The sequence below is a fragment of the Arthrobacter sp. FW306-06-A genome, assembly GCF_021870055.1.
Taxonomy (GTDB): Bacteria; Actinomycetota; Actinomycetes; order Actinomycetales; family Micrococcaceae; genus Arthrobacter.
The window spans coordinates 151,195-167,781 of sequence record NZ_CP084552.1; the positions used below are offsets into that span (position 1 = coordinate 151,195).

At 63.1% G+C, this 16,587-nt stretch carries 18 protein-coding genes and 2 pseudogenes; 13 read left to right on the plus strand and 7 right to left on the minus strand.

From position 1 onward, the window contains the following. The first annotated feature begins 1,097 nt into the window (after positions 1-1,097). Positions 1,098-1,286: a hypothetical protein gene (locus LFT49_RS00750; protein WP_237429416.1), complete on the plus strand. Its 189-nt coding sequence runs from the start codon at positions 1,098-1,100 to the stop codon at positions 1,284-1,286. A 53-nt stretch (positions 1,287-1,339) separates the two neighbouring features. Beyond that, positions 1,340-1,987: a tetratricopeptide repeat protein gene (locus LFT49_RS00755; protein ID WP_237429417.1), complete on the plus strand. Its 648-nt coding sequence runs from the start codon at positions 1,340-1,342 to the stop codon at positions 1,985-1,987. 352 nt (positions 1,988-2,339) lie between these two features. Here the strand turns inward: LFT49_RS00755 and LFT49_RS00760 are convergent, their stop codons facing one another. Next, positions 2,340-3,587 carry an IS256 family transposase gene (locus LFT49_RS00760; protein ID WP_237429415.1) on the minus strand — a complete coding sequence of 416 codons (1,248 nt, stop codon included), beginning with the start codon at positions 3,585-3,587 and terminating at the stop codon, positions 2,340-2,342. A gap of 289 nt (positions 3,588-3,876) precedes the next feature. Between LFT49_RS00760 and LFT49_RS00765 the strand changes: the two are divergent. Continuing rightward, positions 3,877-4,173, plus strand: a pseudogene (locus LFT49_RS00765) (ATP-binding protein); the annotation flags it as partial. 278 nt (positions 4,174-4,451) lie between these two features. Continuing rightward, positions 4,452-4,769 (plus strand): annotated as a pseudogene (gene mscL, locus LFT49_RS00770) (large conductance mechanosensitive channel protein MscL); the annotation flags it as partial. Positions 4,770-4,814: 45 nt separating this feature from the next. Here mscL and LFT49_RS00775 read toward each other — a convergent pair. Next, positions 4,815-6,104, minus strand: a complete 1,290-nt coding sequence (locus tag LFT49_RS00775) for an ISL3 family transposase (RefSeq protein ID WP_237428630.1) — start codon at positions 6,102-6,104, stop codon at positions 4,815-4,817. Positions 6,105-6,128: 24 nt separating this feature from the next. Here LFT49_RS00775 and LFT49_RS00780 point away from each other — a divergent pair, with 24 nt between their 5' ends. The 5 genes from LFT49_RS00780 to LFT49_RS00800 all read left to right on the plus strand — a co-directional run bounded on the left by LFT49_RS00780 (position 6,129) and on the right by LFT49_RS00800 (position 8,597). Continuing rightward, a complete protein-coding gene (locus LFT49_RS00780; RefSeq protein ID WP_237429418.1) occupies positions 6,129-6,308 on the plus strand; it encodes a hypothetical protein in 180 nt (59 codons plus the stop codon). 281 nt (positions 6,309-6,589) lie between these two features. Beyond that, entirely contained in the window at positions 6,590-6,811 is a 222-nt protein-coding gene (locus tag LFT49_RS00785; protein WP_237429419.1) for a hypothetical protein, read from the plus strand. Between the two features lie 396 nt (positions 6,812-7,207). Continuing rightward, positions 7,208-7,852, plus strand: a complete 645-nt coding sequence (locus LFT49_RS00790; RefSeq protein ID WP_237429420.1) for an NADPH-dependent F420 reductase — start codon at positions 7,208-7,210, stop codon at positions 7,850-7,852. Positions 7,853-7,884: 32 nt separating this feature from the next. Further along, positions 7,885-8,391 carry a hypothetical protein gene (locus LFT49_RS00795; protein ID WP_237429421.1) on the plus strand — a complete coding sequence of 169 codons (507 nt, stop codon included), beginning with the start codon at positions 7,885-7,887 and terminating at the stop codon, positions 8,389-8,391. Next, positions 8,388-8,597, plus strand: coding sequence for a helix-turn-helix transcriptional regulator (locus tag LFT49_RS00800; protein WP_237429422.1), 210 nt, complete (start codon positions 8,388-8,390; stop codon positions 8,595-8,597). The genes LFT49_RS00795 and LFT49_RS00800 overlap by 4 nt, the downstream gene beginning before the upstream one ends. A gap of 369 nt (positions 8,598-8,966) precedes the next feature. Here LFT49_RS00800 and LFT49_RS00805 read toward each other — a convergent pair whose 3' ends face one another. The 5 genes from LFT49_RS00805 to LFT49_RS00825 form a co-directional block, all read right to left on the minus strand. Beyond that, the gene (locus tag LFT49_RS00805) at positions 8,967-9,278 is read right to left on the minus strand and encodes a thioredoxin family protein (protein WP_237429423.1); all 312 of its coding nucleotides are present in this window, start codon (positions 9,276-9,278) and stop codon (positions 8,967-8,969) included. A gap of 284 nt (positions 9,279-9,562) precedes the next feature. Then, positions 9,563-10,351, minus strand: a complete 789-nt coding sequence (gene istB, locus LFT49_RS00810) for an IS21-like element helper ATPase IstB (protein WP_237428195.1) — start codon at positions 10,349-10,351, stop codon at positions 9,563-9,565. Then, positions 10,348-11,877, minus strand: a complete 1,530-nt coding sequence (gene istA, locus LFT49_RS00815; RefSeq protein ID WP_237428196.1) for an IS21 family transposase — start codon at positions 11,875-11,877, stop codon at positions 10,348-10,350. The genes istB and istA overlap by 4 nt, the downstream gene beginning before the upstream one ends. A 192-nt stretch (positions 11,878-12,069) precedes the next feature. Beyond that, on the minus strand, positions 12,070-12,528 hold the full coding sequence (locus LFT49_RS00820; protein WP_237429424.1) for a DinB family protein: 459 nt from the start codon (positions 12,526-12,528) through the stop codon (positions 12,070-12,072). Between the two features lie 199 nt (positions 12,529-12,727). Continuing rightward, positions 12,728-13,078, minus strand: coding sequence for an ArsR/SmtB family transcription factor (locus tag LFT49_RS00825; RefSeq protein ID WP_237429425.1), 351 nt, complete (start codon positions 13,076-13,078; stop codon positions 12,728-12,730). Between the two features lie 202 nt (positions 13,079-13,280). Between LFT49_RS00825 and arsB the strand changes: the two genes are divergently transcribed. The 4 genes from arsB to trxB all read left to right on the plus strand — a co-directional run bounded on the left by arsB (position 13,281) and on the right by trxB (position 16,587). Next, positions 13,281-14,276 carry an ACR3 family arsenite efflux transporter gene (arsB, locus tag LFT49_RS00830; RefSeq protein ID WP_237430579.1) on the plus strand — a complete coding sequence of 332 codons (996 nt, stop codon included), beginning with the start codon at positions 13,281-13,283 and terminating at the stop codon, positions 14,274-14,276. A gap of 56 nt (positions 14,277-14,332) precedes the next feature. Then, entirely contained in the window at positions 14,333-15,007 is a 675-nt protein-coding gene (locus tag LFT49_RS00835; RefSeq protein WP_237429426.1) for an arsenate reductase/protein-tyrosine-phosphatase family protein, read from the plus strand. Positions 15,008-15,136: 129 nt separating this feature from the next. Continuing rightward, the gene (locus LFT49_RS00840) at positions 15,137-15,559 is read left to right on the plus strand and encodes an arsenate reductase ArsC (protein WP_237429427.1); all 423 of its coding nucleotides are present in this window, start codon (positions 15,137-15,139) and stop codon (positions 15,557-15,559) included. A gap of 29 nt (positions 15,560-15,588) precedes the next feature. After that, a complete protein-coding gene (gene trxB, locus LFT49_RS00845; RefSeq protein ID WP_237429428.1) occupies positions 15,589-16,587 on the plus strand; it encodes a thioredoxin-disulfide reductase in 999 nt (332 codons plus the stop codon).

The following is a 16,587-nucleotide window of genomic DNA, read 5'->3' on the forward strand; positions in this document are numbered from 1 at the left end:
ACTAATTGCGATCCGGGATGCGCGTCCCGAAGAGGTAAGAAGCTTTCGTGCGGACCGGGAGAAAGTGACACTGTCGACCAAAATGAGCATGGGATAGCTCTTGCCTTGGTATCGCGCCCGAAGGTGGGACACGACGGCTAGAGCATCATCAGTTTGGATAGTCTGGCCTTCTTTCCAGCGCAGCCGGAGGATAGTGCCTCTCAGTTCAAGGGCCCCTTTGCCCTCGGCGACGTCAAATGCGGCCATTAGATTCCTATTTATTGAATAGCTATGATTCCCAGCTGCTGTCCTTATCCTGCGCAGCGCCCTTGTCAGGGCCCATCCGAGGGGCAGGTGCCGGGCCAGACGCGCGGTCTCAGTGGGCTGCGAGTTTCATAGCGCGCAAACGAGCGTCATTGTCAGGCTTTCCCAGCGTACCGGGCCGAGCCTAGCACCCACGGCTTGCGGTTCAGCGTCGGCGGGTGTTGTGCGTGCCGTTGTCCATCGGGCGGAAGCCGAGCCGGCCGTTGAGTCTGCCGATCGAGTTCTTGCACCACGGGTCCGGGCAGCACCAGTTATGCACCGCGGGTTCCTGTTCCCTGGCCGGGGTCAGCGTTGGCGCGCGCAGGATAGGCGCGGCCGGGCGTCCACACTCACAACAAATGTATTGAATAGAAATCAGCCCCCAGGGTCAGCGGCGACCACGTGCTCATTTTTGCTTCTCCCTAACATACGCCTTACACAGCCCTTGTCCTACAGATTCGTGCTGATGAAATCGGTTCGGACATGCTTCAGCGCGAACAAAACCGAGGGTTGATCCGGAGGCTGGTAGGCGGTTCCGGAAGAGTTTATGCTGGTGAAGGCCCAGGTTAGCCCGGCCCCCTTTGCAGGAATCCCCGTTATTCCACCCAGAGCAAGGGGGGGAAAGTAGTATGCACCGTCATCGGGTATGAGGGCAGATAAAAAATCGTCAACGCGGGCTATGCCTGTGCCGGAAAAGATGAAGGGCCCCTCTACCCATGCCTGCGGCCGTTACCCCTGGTTCTCACCCTGTCCCCGTAATCCTTCAGATCGTGGCCGGGGACCCGAAGTCTTTGCAGAATGATTTGGATCGGGCCGTGGAACAGATCCGCGCAACTGCCGTGCCCGGGGACCGGCGGGGGATCCTCGTTACCCGCCGGAGCCAGTCACTGTTCACCGTGGAAGCCAGCAGTGATGTCCCGCATGGCATCATCCGCGAAAAGGACCGCTGGCACCGCCCGGTCAGCCATCCATCCTCTGAACCGGGGGACGGTCCGGGGCTGTGACCCCGGACCCGGCGCGGGCGCCCCGGGATATCTGGCGAACAGATCCTGCGACATTGCGGGACATCGTGCTGGACCGGGACGCAATGGAGGCCCGCCTGACCCAGTGCCCGGCGCTGGAAAGGGTCTGGATCCTGTGCCTGCTGGACCGGACCCAGGAAGCCATCACCGAAGGACAGAAACTGCTGGACGCTTCATCGGACCAGCTCCATCCCTTGCTGTTACTCGCCCAGGCATACCAGCGGCAATACTCCTGGCACGAGGCCGCGAGGCTACAGGAAGAAGCCCTGCGCCTGGCCCGTACCCGGGCGCGGGAAGCACTGGTCCGCCGTCAGATCGGCCGACGGCTGTTCGACGAAGCACGCTACCGGGAAGCGGCACAGGAATTCGAATGGGCCCGCGACCTACCGCAGCACCGGGCAACGCGAACACCTCGTCCAGGCCTGCCAACAAGCCCTGGACAGAGCACGGGCACTCAGCCGCAGACCAACACTATAGGCTGGCCGCTGCGCCCGGACCGCTCACCCTGGTTCAAGGAAAGGAAAACAACGATCCAAACCCCCAGGCACGACAGGCGGGTAAACGACCACGGGCGGTCCGCGCAACCAGCGGACTATGCGTCTCAGGGGTTACCCCCAGCGGTTCTTGGGGGTTTCGAGTTCTTCCATCGCAAGGGCAAGAAGGTCCTGATCGATCGCTCTTAGTTCGTACATCTCATGTATGTACGCCTCAAACTCGAACGGCTGCGCGTCACCGCCATTGGCCCAGTACCGCAGCCATAACTCTCCGAGGCTTATCTCACCCCGGCCAATCAGGTGTCGCGCTGTTCGTCGTGGATCTTCCACAATAATTCCCTTACCACCCGCTGGTTCCCCTGCGAGAGGGACGCCGTTCCTGCTTCCCAATACATCATCAATGATTCCAAACCGCACGCCAGGTCACCAGCATCAAACTGGAAAGGGAAGTCCGGGTCAAGAAATCGGATATCGAGCCACATCCCATGCAAAGAATTGCCGGGTCAAGTCCCGTGGAGTGGTGTAACGGTTGATCCTTCGCTTATGTGCTGAGGGCCATGATCGTGTCGGTGTCCACCTCGCTTCCGGTGTCAGTGGTGGGGCGCATGCGAGAGCGGGCGAGGATGTCGAGACCCAGATAGCGGCGTCCCTCGGTCCATTCGTCGGTTTGCTCGGCGAGGACGCCACCGACGAGGCGGATGATCGCGTCCCGGTTGGGGAAGATTCCGACGCTGTCGGTTCGGCGGCGGATCTCTCTGTTCAGCCGCTCGTTGGGGTTGTTCGACCAGATCTGCTGCCAGAGGTCCTTGGGAAACGAGGTGAACGCGAGGATGTCTGCCCGGGCCGCGTCGAGGTGCGAGGCGACGTCGGGAAGTTTCTCGCTCACGTAGTCCAGGGTCCGGTCGAACTGTGCGGTCACCGCGGCAGCGTCGGGTTGGTCATAGACACTGTGCAGCATCGCTTTCACGGCCGGCCACATGCTCTTGGGTGTCGCACTCATCAGGTTCGCGGAGTAATGGGTGCGGCAGCGTTGCCAGGCTGCCCCGGGCAGGTTCGCGGCGACCGCGTCTTTCAGCCCGGCGTGCGCGTCGGAGGTGACCAGCTGCACCCCGGTAAGGCCGCGGGCGGTGAGATCGGCAAAGAACGCGTTCCATGCCGGACCGGTCTCAGACGTGGCGACCTGGAGTCCGAGGACCTCACGGCGTCCGTCGCCGTTGACCCCGGTCGCGATCAGGACCACGGTGTTCACGACCCGGCCGCCCTCTCGGACCTTCATCGTCAACGCGTCCGCGGCAACGAAGGTGAACGGGCCGGCCTCGGACAGGTTGCGGTGCCGGAACTCGTCCACGTGTTCATCGAGATCGGCCGCCATCCTGGACACCTGCGACTTCGACAGGGAGTGGATACCGAGCTGCTTCACCAGTTTGTCCATCCGGCGGGTCGAGACGCCGGCGAGGTAGCAGTCCGCGATGACGGTGATGAGCGCGGCCTCGGATCGTTTCCGGCGTTCGAGGAGCCATTCCGGGAAGTAGCTGCCCTGTCGCAGCTTCGGGACAGCGACATCGATCGTCCCGGCACGGGTATCGAGGCTCCGATGCCGGTAGCCGTTGCGGTGGGTGGTGCGGTCAGGGCTGCGTTCGCCCCACTCCGCGCCGACGACGGCATCGGCGTCAGTGGACAGCAAAGCGTTGATCATGGTCTGCAGCAGATGCCGCATCAAATCCGGGGACGCGTCGGTCAGGGCTTCGCCGAGCACGGTCGCGGGGTCGACAATATGAGGAGCGGTCATCGTGTTGATGCCTTTCGAGTGGGATGTGAGAGTTTCCTCGAAGGATCACACGGTGACCGCCTTCACGTCAGCAACGACGCAGACAACCACCGTGGCGTTACACCACTATGCGGGACTCCACTAATTGCCGTGAGTTGTCCTATCGCAGGCCGCGGGAAATCGGGCCGCCCCGCTTAGGGACCTGTAGCGTCTGGGGGTTCCGCAGGGACAGCCGTAACGATTTGACTTGAAAAATGCCTCCTAATATGCTCACCCAAGCGCCTCGATGCATCCCCCAAAGCATCGAGGCGCTCCCACTATCGCCCGCTACGGCCGCGTGGACCTGCTCTGCATCGATGAACTCGGCTACATGGAACTGGACCGCCGCGGCGCAGAATTCCTCTTCCAGGTCCTCACCGAGAGGGAGGAGAAGAATTCCATCGCCGTCGCCTCCAATGAATCCTTTTCCGGTTGGACGAAGACCTTTACCGACCCGCGGCTGTGCGCAGCGATCGTGGACAGGCTGACGTTCAACGGGGCCATCATCGAAACCGGATCAGACTCCTACCGACTCGCCCACAGCATTGCGCGCAATCCTGTCGGCTGACAACATGCCCATTTACATTCCTGCGTCGATTCGGCCGGCACGGAACTACCGCATCCCGTTTGCGCGGTCATGGCAGGTCTGCCGGAAGCGATCGTAGTATCTGCAGGATTCCGGCAAACTGAGTCAAAGTACCGGCATTCCAAGGGAAAATCTTCCAAGTCTTTCTCCTCGAGAAGGGATGACGTGGCAGTTAGCGCTGGCTTGTCATCTTCGCCACCCCCCCGGTAATTTATCCGCTGGTCACGGAATCGGCTTCATAGTGGAGTAACTTGAGGAACATGTTGACCGGATTCAAGAATTTCATCCTGAAGGGCAACGTCGTAGACCTTGCCGTCGCCGTCGTGATTGGTGCCGCTTTCGGCGCCGTGGTCACGGCCCTAGTCCAAAGTGTTCTCATGCCGTTCATTGCGGCTCTGGTCGGATCGCCCAATTTCGACAGTTTCGCCGTCGTGACCCTGAACGGAAACGACATCAAATTCGGTGTCCTGCTCACCGCCATCGTCAATTTCCTGCTCGTGGCTGCAGCCATCTACTTCGTCGTTGTTGTCCCGATGAACCATATGATCGAACGCCGCAACCGGCGCCTGGGCATCAACCCGGCTCTTCACGGTTCGTGGTGAATGTTCTGCCGTGAAGGATGTTCATGCCGCTGTTCTGGCGGCACTGCGCAACAGGATACGCGTTTTGTAGTTGCGTGCGTTGGTGAATCCCCGGCCGGTCCTCTTTATGTGCTTGATCGCGGTGTTGTTGGCTTCCACTTTCGCGGTTGTCGCACCGGTGACGATGAGCACTTCGATCTCTTTCCACCAGCGGCAGACCGTCCGCCAGAGCCGGTTGGTTTCGGGCTGCGCGGCTTTGACAACCAGTGTCTGAAGCTGGTCTTTCGCGGCGGCCGCGTGGGCGAGGGACCCGGTGGTCAGCAGGGCGCGGAGCTGTTCCTTGACCAGCCACGCGGCCTGCAACTTCCCGGTGGCGTCGTCGGTGTCGAACACGGTGCTGAGCCTGTTCCGTGCCCGGTCCGAGAGTGTGTCCCCGGCCCGCAGGAGCAGTCGCCGATTTGCCCATACCGGGTCGATGGCGCGTCCCCGCCGGCCATGAACCTGCTGCGTGAGGCGCTGCCGGACTTCGGTGAGCATGTCGTTGCCAAGCTTGACCAGGTGAAATGCATCGACTGAGACAGCGGTGCGTGGCAGCCACATCCGCAGGGCTTTGCGGAAAGCGGCGGATGGGTCGATGGCAACGACCTGCACGCCCAGGCGCCATTCGAGCGGACGGGCGAAAAGCCAGTCCCCGACGCCCTCACTGTCGCGGCCGTCAACGATCCCTAGGACTTGTCCGGTGTCAAGATCGACGATGGTGGTCATCCATGGTTCGTAGCGTTTCCAGGCCTTGGTGGCCGGGTCGCGGAAGAACCGCACGGACCGGTAGCGATGTTCATCGATGCCGAGCATCCGCGGTGCAAGGGCGTCGACATCGGGCAGCGTCAGCGCCGCAGAGTCCAGGGCCCGCTGCACGAGCCACCATGAGACTCCGAAAGAAGCGGCGGCCTCGGCGGCTGCCCTGCCGGATCCGATGACGGCGGCAACCAGGGCCTCACGGAGCCGATGGGTGGACCGTGCCCGGCGCGGGACCTGGGTTGTTTCCTCGGTGAATGTCTGGCGCGGGCACAGGTACTCATCGCAGAAGAATCTCCGCTTGGCCCAGACCACTTCGACCGGCCCGGCGACGGGGATGTCACGCAGGCGTTGTGGCCGGCGGGAATGAACGCGGGTGCTGATGACGCCGCAGGATGGGCAGCCGGCCTCGGCGGTGGCCACGACTTGGATCCGGCGCTGCCCGAAAGCGAGGATCTCAGTATCGGTGACGCGGTAGTCGGGCAGGTTGAAAATTGCGGTGGCAGCATCGGGGCGCGGCGAAGTAGGCTCGATCAAGGCTCGTAGCTCCTGACTTGATGAATGCGTAGAGAACATCCATCACAGCAGGGCTACGAGCCCTTCAGCTTTCAAGACACGAACCTGTTTCACCATCAACCACGAAGAGCCATCAACCCGGATGTCAAGGAAGAAGCAGCGGAGGATCCGCAGATTGCTTTGCTCACCGAAATTCGTGACTCCCTGCAGCAGGACCGCCGCTAGTAGCCAACGAGGAAAGGCCGGCCTCCAGAGGCTGGCCTTTCTTTCGGGGTAGGGCAAATTGAATGTCCGGCGCCCCAGCGCCGTCCGGGCTTATCGTGATGCAGGTGCGCAGCGTCTGTGCACATTAATTGCCGGATATTGATGTTTTGGTGAGTGCACTGCGATAGCGTATCCGGCCAGGAGCGCGGGGAAATATCCCGGCGTCCGTGCATGCCCCATTCCTGCTTCGCAGGATCCGCGGCGGGTGTGCTGTTGTTCCGTATCGATGAAAGGACATGTACATGGCTGTTTCTATTGAATTGGGCAAGGCACTCGATAAGGCCTACGAGAACTCGACTCTCGACGAAGTTCTGGCCGCGCCGCCCTCGGCCCTTGCCGGGCTGACGGAAAAGCACGATGAACTGCTCGCCGGCATGGGCATCAAGACCATCCGCGACTTGGGGAGCAACAAGTTCTTCGCCACAGCCGGTGTGCTCGTGGCGCTGGCGGGCAAAGTCGGATAACCCGCCGTTGCCGGCCGCCGACGCGCCATGAGAAGGTCCGACCGGCCCGAGCCGGTCGGACCTTTCACCAAGTTCTGGCGTGCTGCGTGGTGGCAAAAGCACAGCAAGTCGAGGAGAATGTCCCCCATCTTTTGTCCTTCTACCCATTGCATGGACACCCCTACAACGGGTCGGCCACACCTCCAAGGGGACCGCGCGTACGAACGACATCGTCACGTCCTGCGCCTGGCATGTTGGCAACCCCTGTACCGGGTAGGTGAACTCTCCGAAGATGTTGGGGCTACCGGCGAGGCGCCGGGAATGGAACAACGGAAAGGTTGGTTGAAACTTCAAGTAAGACGAGAGGAAAGAACAGCAGTGAACCTCCTATCCCGCCTCTTTGGAAAGAAGAACAAAATGACTGATATCACCATCATCGGCACCGGCAACATGGCCCGCGGCCTCGCCTCGCGCGCCCTGGCTGGCGGCAAAAGTGTCCAGCTGCTGGCCCACTCGGACAAGGCCAAGGCAGAATCCATTGCCGCGGAACTGGGCGGGCAGGTCAGTGCGGACACTGTCGGTGACGCCATCACAGGCTCCATCGTTGTGCCCGCAGTTTACTTCGACGCCTCCAAGGACGTGATCGCGCAGTACGGTGATGCCCTCAACGACAAAGTTTACGTCGACATCACCAACCCGATCGATTTTTCCACTTTCGAGGGCCTGACAGTTCCTGCAGGTTCGTCCGCAGCGGAGGAACTGCAAAAAGCCACCGGGGCCAAGGTGGTCAAGGCGTTCAACACTACTTTTGCCGCCACTCTCACCGACGGACAGGTCGCCGGTCAGCAGCTGGATGTCCTCGTCGCCGGCGACGATGACGCCGCTGTACGGGCTGTCGCCGATTTCGCAAAGGCCGGTGGATTGACCCCGATCGTCGTTGGCCCACTGCGTCGCGCCCAGCAGCTCGAACAAGCCGGATTCCTCAATATCTTGCTCTCTGCCAACGACCAGCTCCCGCAATTCCAATGGAATTCCGCCCTCAGGTTCCAGCCCGCTACCTAACCTCAGTAATCTGGACAGGAAGGTCGGCGCTTATGGCGCCGGCCTTCCTGCTTGCCCCCTCCGGTGTCCAGTTTGTACCTTCGGCGATCAATGTGGACCACTCGCTGAGCGAAGGGAGCAGCGACGGCATCAAGCTGCCGGCCTTTGACGGGGAGCACCAGAGGGCAAAGGCGCCCAAACGCGGCCCGCTCGATGAGGCCATCGAGAAGGTGAACGAGATGTTCAAGGCAAAAGGCGTCGATGTGAGCCCGGAGAGTGTCTCCGGCTTCATCACCACGTTCTGGGGCTTCCTCGATGCCAATAAAGAAGCCGTGGCGATGGCGAAAAACAACACCGTCTCTCAGCTCAAGGCATCTGAGGGCTTCAGCGGAGCCGTCGGACTGGCAGTACTGAAAACCGTGAATGAGTCACAGGAAATCCAGTCGTACATGACCGACCCCGCGTTCCTGGGGCAGATTGCCGAGATTGCCGCGGAGGCGCTTCACGGTCAACACCGGGCGGCTGATCCGGGGGCTGCAACAAAGGCCTCAGAGTCATGAGCGGCGCCGGACAGGTGGCTTTTGGGGACATCATCCGCGAAGCCCGAAGGGAGCACGGCTGGTCGCAGGCGGAGCTTGGCGAGAAATCAGGCGTTTCCCGTCCGACCATCGCTCGGGTGGAAGCCAATCATGATGTCACGACCACAACCATTGCCAAGATCGCCCAGGCCCTGGGGCTCACACTGGAATTGAAAGGTCGTGCGTGACGGCTGAAGTAACGAGCCGGAGCTCATAGCGGCGGTTGAGCTTCCTTTTGGCAATGTAGTGGGGTTGAGCGCAGCGCATCACGCAGTTCACCGGCGGGGCAAGCCCCGCGGGCAACCTGGCTAGGTGGATCATGGCCCTACGCTACGCAGGGCCATGAACAGTTGTCAGTGATGGCCCCCAGCAGCCACTGCTCCGAGAGGGGATCGCGGCGCAGCTCGAAGGTCCGCAGCAGCGAGTTCGATGCGAGCCGGATTATCTGCCCTGAGGAGGGAAATGCGCTGGTCAGAGGCAGAATCTGGGGAGAGCTATGTTGGGCACGTGGATAATCGGTCCATGGTTCTGCCGCAGCAGCGGCAGGTTGCTGGCGTTTAGACTCCATGCTTTTTGAGCGCTTCCACTAGCTGATCAACGGTTGGCGTTCCCGCAAGGCCTTTGGGCGTTTGGTAGACGCGGCAGGCGAGTTCACTTGTCGGTGCTCCGGTCGGGAAAACGTCGGCCCCGTCGACCGTGATGGTCGGTGATCCGGCGAATCCGCTGCCTTGGATGTCCGACGGGGTCTTCAGAAGCCGTATGTGTATTTTGAGGTCCTCGCGGCCCATGGCGGCCAGCGCGTCTTCAAGACGTTTGCGTGCTTGATCCGAGTTGGGGCACTCATCGATATGGAGTAGTTCGAGTCTCATGATTTCGTTCTCCTGCCCGGTGGCAGCGGCTGATCCCATTAGACCCTGGGCGCGGCCGCTGATGTGCGAGTTAGCCCGGCCGGTTGAGGTCAAGCTGTCGGGCGTGGAAGTCGAAGTGTTTTGTGGGGTACGCGTAAACATCTTCGATGGTTGTCAATGGCCATTACGTTCTGCCCATGGGCGGCCAGTTGATGTGCCCGCTGGTGGCCAGTAAAACTGCCCGGTTATGGCCAACAGATCTGCCCACTGATTCGTTTCGGCGGGGTCGGCCATCGTTGGGTTGGTCAGTTCAAGCGGGTCACTCCTTTTCCGGCGAGGGCCTGGGTAAGACGGACGGAATCGCCGCTGGTCTGGCAGACGTGGGCGTGGTGCAGCAGTCGGTCAACGGTGGCGGTGGCGAGGGTTTTGGGCATGAGCTCATCGAACCCGGCGGGGTGGAGGTTGGAGCTGATCGCGACGGAGCGTTTTTCGTAGGCTGCGTCCACGACCCGGTAGAGGCCTTCGGCGGCGTCCGTGGCCACGGGCAACAGACCAATATCATCGATGACCACGAGCTCGGCGCGCAGGATCCGGGCAACGGCCCGGGTGACGCTGTCATCGGTTCGGTGGGCGCGGATGAGGACGCCGAGGTCCTCGAGCCTGAACCAAGCGACCCGCATTCCGGCTTCGACGGCCTGCTGGCCGAGGGCTTCGAGGAAGAACGTCTTCCCCGTCCCCGAGGGCCCGCAGACGACCAAGTTTTCCCTGCGGGTGATCCATTCCAGGGTCCGCAGTGCCTGCTGGGTCGGGCCCGGGATGGAGGACGCTGCAGGGTCCCACGCCTCGAAGGTCTTCCCGGTCGGGAACCCGGCTGCTTTGCGGCGGGAAGCGAGCATGGACCGGGCCCGGCCGGCGGCTTCCTCCGTGAAGAGGGCCTTGATGACCTCGGCCGGTTCCCACCGCTGGGCGCGGGCGGTCGCGATCAGGTCCGGGGCCAGCGCCCGGGCGTGGGGCATTTTCAGGGACCGCATCAGGGCCTCCAGGTCCGCCGGTAGCGGCGGAGCCACGGTATTGGTCGTGGTGACGGGGCTCATCGGGCCTCCTCCGGCGTGGTGATGGTTGCGGGGTTGCCGATCGCGGCCCACGCCCCTGTTCCTTGGGTGAGGGAGGTGGCTTCGTTGGCGGCGTGGGTGGTAGTGCGGCGGATGTTGGCGTTCAAGATCGAGGCGAGGTCCGGGTGCGCGAACCGGCCGTGCAGGGCGGCGTCGCCCAGGGCCCGGTCGACCTGATCAGTGCCGGCGATTTTGGCCAGCGTAACGGCTTCGGCCATTTTCACGTTCATCCTTGCGGTCCCGGCCGCGGCGGCCTCGACGAGCCAGGTTCTGGCGCCTTCGCCGATGGCCAGGAACGCGGCCTCGTCCGCGCTGCGGGCCCTCACCTCGTAGTCGCCGGGGAGCTTCGCCCGGGTTCCGGGGAAGTGTTCGTCGTTGATGGCGGGGCTGCCGGGCCGTGCCCGTTCGTGGCGGGCGACTTCGACGGGCCCGGTCGTGCCGTGGTGGACGATGATGACCTGCTCGCCGGGCCCGGTGCCGTGGGTGCGGACGAACACCCGGGCTCCGAGCAGGTGGGCCGGGACGGAGTACTGGGCGTTTTCGAAGGTGACCATTGGGGTGTTCTCCGGAACGCCGCGGGCCAGGCCGAACGCGACCGTGTGGGCGGTGTCCGGGATCCGGTGCAGCCGCGGGGCTTCCTCGGCGAGCATGGCCGCGGGTTTCCGCCGCGTCGTCCGGTGCTCACGGTGATTGACCTCGTCCATGAACGCCGTGCAGGCGGCCTCGAGCTCGGCGAAGGTGCGGTAGTCATCGCGGAGGTTGGTGTCTTTGGGCACGAGGTCGGCCTTGGCGAGTTTCACGGACGCTTCGACTCCGCCTTTGGTGGCCGGGTCCGCCGGTTGGCAGGTCAGCACGGTCACCCCGTAGTGCCGGGCGAAGTCCAGGGTCTGCTGGTTGCGCACCGGGACCCCGGCGACGTGGGCGGTGGTGACGGTCTTCTCGTTGTCCGTGAGGACATAGGTCGGCGCCCCTCCGAGGATCCGGAAGCACCGGTCCAGGGCCGCGAACACGCTCGGCGCGGTCCTGTCCCTGAGCGGGATCACGATGCGGAAGCGTGAGAACGCCAGCCAGGCCACGAAAAGGATGGTCTTCACCCCGCCGATCCGGGGCCCGTCGCCGAAGTCGTACTGCAACCACATCCCCGGTTCTGTGATCCACGGCCGGTGGACGCGGGTGTGGCCCAGCCGCCACGCGGCTTTGACCTGCGCGATCGCCCGGCGGGTAGACCGTTCCGAACCGGTGTAGCCCAGAGCGAGGAGCTTTTCGTGGGCCTTGTCGGCCCGGATCCGGCCCTTGGAGGCTTCGATCCATTCCTCGATCTTGGGCAGGAACGCGTCGGTGACCCGGCCGCGGGCCGCGGGTTCCCCGATCGGCCGGCCCGCGTCACGGGCGGTGACGTGTTTAGCAACGGTGTGGTGCGAGCAGCCCGTGAGCTCCGCGGTGGCGCGCAACGATCCGGTCAGATCGTAGGCAGCAAGAATTTCCATGATTTCTCCGTCAGACTTCATACAGGGCCTCTTCCTGGTTCGCTTTTGGTGCGCTTAGACACCGTCATCAAACCGCAGGGAGAGGCCCCCACCGCTTAAAGACGCGGCAGGAACAAGTAAGGAAGTGGGCAGATCTCATGGCCACCGGCGGGCAGTTCTGCTGGCCGCCAGCGGGCACTTTCGTGGCCGCCTATGGGCAGTTTTTCATGGCCGCTAACAGATGGTCATGGTGGGGGCGAAGAAGGGATCCCAGCGGTCCGGGAATGGCATGGATCTGCCCAGGGATCTAATGTTCTCGCGTTCCAGTCTCCGGGTGATGGCGTTGATGGTGGTTTCAAGTTTCCGGCTCATCCGGCGGTGGTTGTAGTAGAGGGCTGCGCTGCGGGAGCCCCAGTAGTTGATGACGTCGAAGGGGCGCGTGCCCGCGTTCAGGATTGCGGCGAAGCCCCTGCCCACGGGGGCAGGGAGCATGCTGATGAGATGAACCAGCGGAAGCAGTGCGCGGACGATCATGTAGCCGAAGACCATGTGGAAGAGCAGTTCTTCGTTGGTCCATTTGGTGCCGTTGCTTTTGCGGTGGAGGTCCGCCGTGGTGGCGTTCGTCAGCCAGGCATCAAGGTCGGTCCGGGCCCGGCGGTAGCCGGCTAGGATCTCTTCCTGTTTCGATTCCATCTCGTCCTCCACGGTAGCCGGCCGGCTGTTCCAGAAGCGGCAACGTGACGGTGGCCGGGCAGCCTGTACTGGTCAAACTACTCACCCGGGGGGGCGGGGGATTCAAAGGTCGCGTGCCCGGTGTCGATGCCGTGCTGGTGAATGGCCCGGACCTGAGGCCAGTCCGACGGTTCCATGGCCCGGACCGTCAGGGTCGCGCTCACAGGGCGACCAGGAGGTTTGCGACGTCCTCCAGCGCGCCCGGGGCGAGCGAGAAGTAGGCCCAGGTGCCGCGCTTCTCACGCAGCAGCAGGCCCGCCTCGACCAGGATTTTCAGGTGATGGGACACCGTGGGCTGGCTCAGGTCCAGGGGCTCGGTGAGGTCGCATACGCAGGTCGAACCGGACGATGAGGCCTTGATGATGGACAGCAGACGGAGCCGGCTCGGGTCCGCCAGCGCCTTGAAAACGAGGGCCTTCTGCTGTGCTTCTTCAGCGCTCAGCGCCGGCTTGTCAGCCGGCACGCAGCAGGCGGTGTCGGCCTTGGGCTCAAAAGTTTGCAGAGAGTTCATGCGTCCCATTATGCACACAGATTGACATTCATCGATATAACCGGGAATACTCGCATATCGATCCCCGTCAATTTATTGCGAGCTGCACAGGAGAACCGTGAGCAATCGGACCGATACCCCACCCCTACGCCGGGAAGAAGTTGCCGTCGTAGGTAAACTCTCCACTCTTGACCGCTTCCTGCCCGTATGGATCATCGCCGCCATGGCGCTTGGTCTGCTGCTTGGCAGCCTGATCCCCGGTCTGAACACTGCGCTGGAGGCCGTGAAAGTCGGCGAAGTGTCCCTGCCGATCGCCATCGGCCTTCTCGTGATGATGTATCCGGTCCTCGCCAAGGTCCGCTATGATCAGGCGCACCGGGTGCTGGCCGACCGGAAGCTGATGATCACCTCGCTGGTGATCAACTGGATCCTGGCTCCGGCGTTCATGTTCGCCCTCGCGTGGATCTTCATCCCGGACCTTCCCGAGTACCGCACGGGGCTGATCATTGTCGGCCTCGCCCGGTGCATCGCCATGGTCATGATCTGGAACGACCTTGCCTGTGGTGACCGCGAATCCGCGGCCGTGCTCGTGTTCATCAACTCCGTCTTCCAGGTGCTCGCGTTCGGCGCGCTTGGCTGGTTCTACCTCCAATGGCTGCCGTCCCTCCTGGGCCTGCCCACCACCAGCGCAGATTTCTCGTTCTGGGCCATCACCCTCTCGGTGTTGATCTTCCTGGGCATCCCGCTGCTGGCCGGTTTCCTGACCCGCACCGTTGGCGAGAAGGCCAAGGGGAGGGACTGGTACGAAAGCAAGCTCCTGCCCAGGCTTGGACCCTGGGCTCTCTACGGACTGCTGTTCACCATCACGCTCCTGTTTGCGCTGCAGGGCGGCACGATTACCTCCAGGCCGCTGGACGTGGTCCGCATTGCAGTACCTCTGCTGGTTTACTTCCTCGTGGTCTTCGGGGTGGGCATGGTCCTTGGCCGGCTATTGAACCTTGGTTATGCCAAGACGACGACGCTGGCGTTCACGGCGGCAGGGAACAACTTCGAGCTCGCCATCGCCGTCGCGATTGGCACCTTCGGCGTCACCTCCGGACAGGCCCTCGCCGGCGTCGTCGGGCCGCTGATCGAGGTTCCCGTCCTCGTGGCACTGGTTTACGCGGCGCTATGGGCCCGCAAGCGCTACTTCCCCAGCAGCATCGGAACGAACGCATAACCTCCGCAGGGACGCCCGGATTGACTGAACAAATTAGGTCAGTCAGAATTGAATCAATGAACATTGATCAAGAAGTGACGTTTCAGGCCAGGGTAGCCAAGCATGCCGCCCTGGCCGATCCTGCGCGGCTGCGCATCGTGGACCTGCTGACCCTGGGCGACCTATCGCCCAAGGAGCTGCAATCCGAGTTGGGAATGCCGTCCAACCTGCTCTCCCATCACCTGCGGACATTGGAAGAGGCCGGCCTGGCGGTGCGGCTGCGCTCCGAAGCCGACAAGCGTCGCAGTTACTTCAAGCTCGCGCCCGCGGCCCTGGATGGCCTGGTCCCGGGTCGCGAGCATGATGCGCGCCGGGTCCTGTTCGTCTGCACCCGCAACAGCGCACGTTCGCAGCTGGCCGCTGCACTCTGGCGCAATGTCAGTACCGTTCCCTCGGTGTCGGCGGGAACGCATCCCGCGGAGCACGTGGCCCAGGGCGCCGTTGAGGTAGCGCGCCGCAATGGCCTTGACCTGCGGGATGCCCTGCCCCGCCGTATTGACCAGGTGGCCCTCGATGAAGACCTGATAGTCACCGTTTGCGATAACGCCCACGAGGAACTTTCCGGACTGCGCGGGATTCACTGGTCGGTTCCGGATCCACTGCGGCTGAACAATGACCTCGCGTTCGAGGACGCCTTCGCCGACATTTCACGCCGCGTCCATGATCTGGCTCTCCGCGTGCGGGCAGCCTGACCCGATTCAAAATATTGACAAACATCAATTTATGCGCCGATACTCAGTACATCGATGAATATCAATGTCTTTCGGGTATTGGTTCGGCATGACCACCCAGACCAAGCAACTGATTCCAGGAGATAACCAGTGAGCACTGAAACCGCCAAGAAGCCCTCCGTTCTGTTCGTCTGCGTCCACAACGCCGGCCGCTCCCAGATGGCCGCCGCGTTCCTGACCACCCTCGGCAAGGGCCAGATCGAGGTCCGTTCCGCCGGGTCCCAGCCTGCCGACAAGATCAACCCCGCGGCCGTCGAGGCGATGGCCGAGGTCGGCATCGACATGTCCGCCGAGGTTCCCAAGGTCCTCACCACCGAGGCCGTGAAGGAATCCGACGTCGTCATCACCATGGGCTGCGGTGACGAATGCCCCTACTTCCCGGGCAAGCGCTACGAGGACTGGGTCCTGGAAGACCCGGCCGGCAAGGGCGTCGAATCGGTCCGCCCGATCCGCGACGAGATCAAGACCCGCATCGAGGGCCTGATCGACTCGCTCATCCCCGCCGCCAAGTAACCGGCCCCCGGACACCAGGAGCGACACCCGTGAGCACCAACAACGCACCGGCCACCGCCGAACAGCTGATCATCATCGGATCCGGGCCCGCCGGCTACACCGCCGCCATCTACGCCGCCCGTGCCGGCCTGAACCCCCTGGTCCTCGCCGGCTCCGTCACCGCCGGCGGGGCGCTGATGAACACCACCGAGGTCGAGAACTTCCCGGGCTTCCCCGGAGGCATCCAGGGCCCGGAACTGATGGACGGGCTGCAGGAGCAGGCAGAGAAGTTCGGCGCCAAGGTCGTCTTTGACGACGTCACCGAGGTCCAGCTGACCGGCCACCTCAAACGCGTGGTCACCGGGGGAGGGGAGACCTACGAGGCGCCCGCCGTCATCCTGGCCACCGGCTCCGCGTATAAGGAGCTCGGGTTGCCGGAGGAGAAGAAGTTCAGCGGCCATGGTGTGTCCTGGTGCGCGACCTGCGACGGGTTCTTTTTCCGTGACCAGGACATCATCGTCGTCGGCGGCGGTGACTCGGCGATGGAGGAGGCGATGTTCCTGACCCGGTTCGGCAAGTCCGTCACCGTCGTCGTGCGCAAGAACGAACTCCGCGCCTCCCGCATCATGGCCCAACGGGCCAAGGACAACCCCAAGATCAGCTTCGCCTGGAACTCCGCCGTCACCGCCATCCACGGCGACGGAAAGGTCACCGGCGTGACCCTGACCGACACCGTCACCGGTGGAACCCGGCACCAGGGGGCAACCGGGATCTTCGTGGCCATCGGCCACGTACCGCGCACCGAACTGCTCACCGGCCAGGTGGACCTGGACGACGACGGCTACATCAAGGTCGATGCACCGACCACGGTCACCAACCTGCCGGGTGTGTTCGCGTGCGGCGACGCCGTGGACCACCGCTATCGCCAGGCCATCACCGCGGCCGGCACCGGCTGCGCGGCAGCCCTGGACGCCGAACGCTACCTCGCCGCGCTGGAAGATGCCGACAGCATCGCCACCGCCCTGGTCGAGGAACCCCGTCACGCCTGA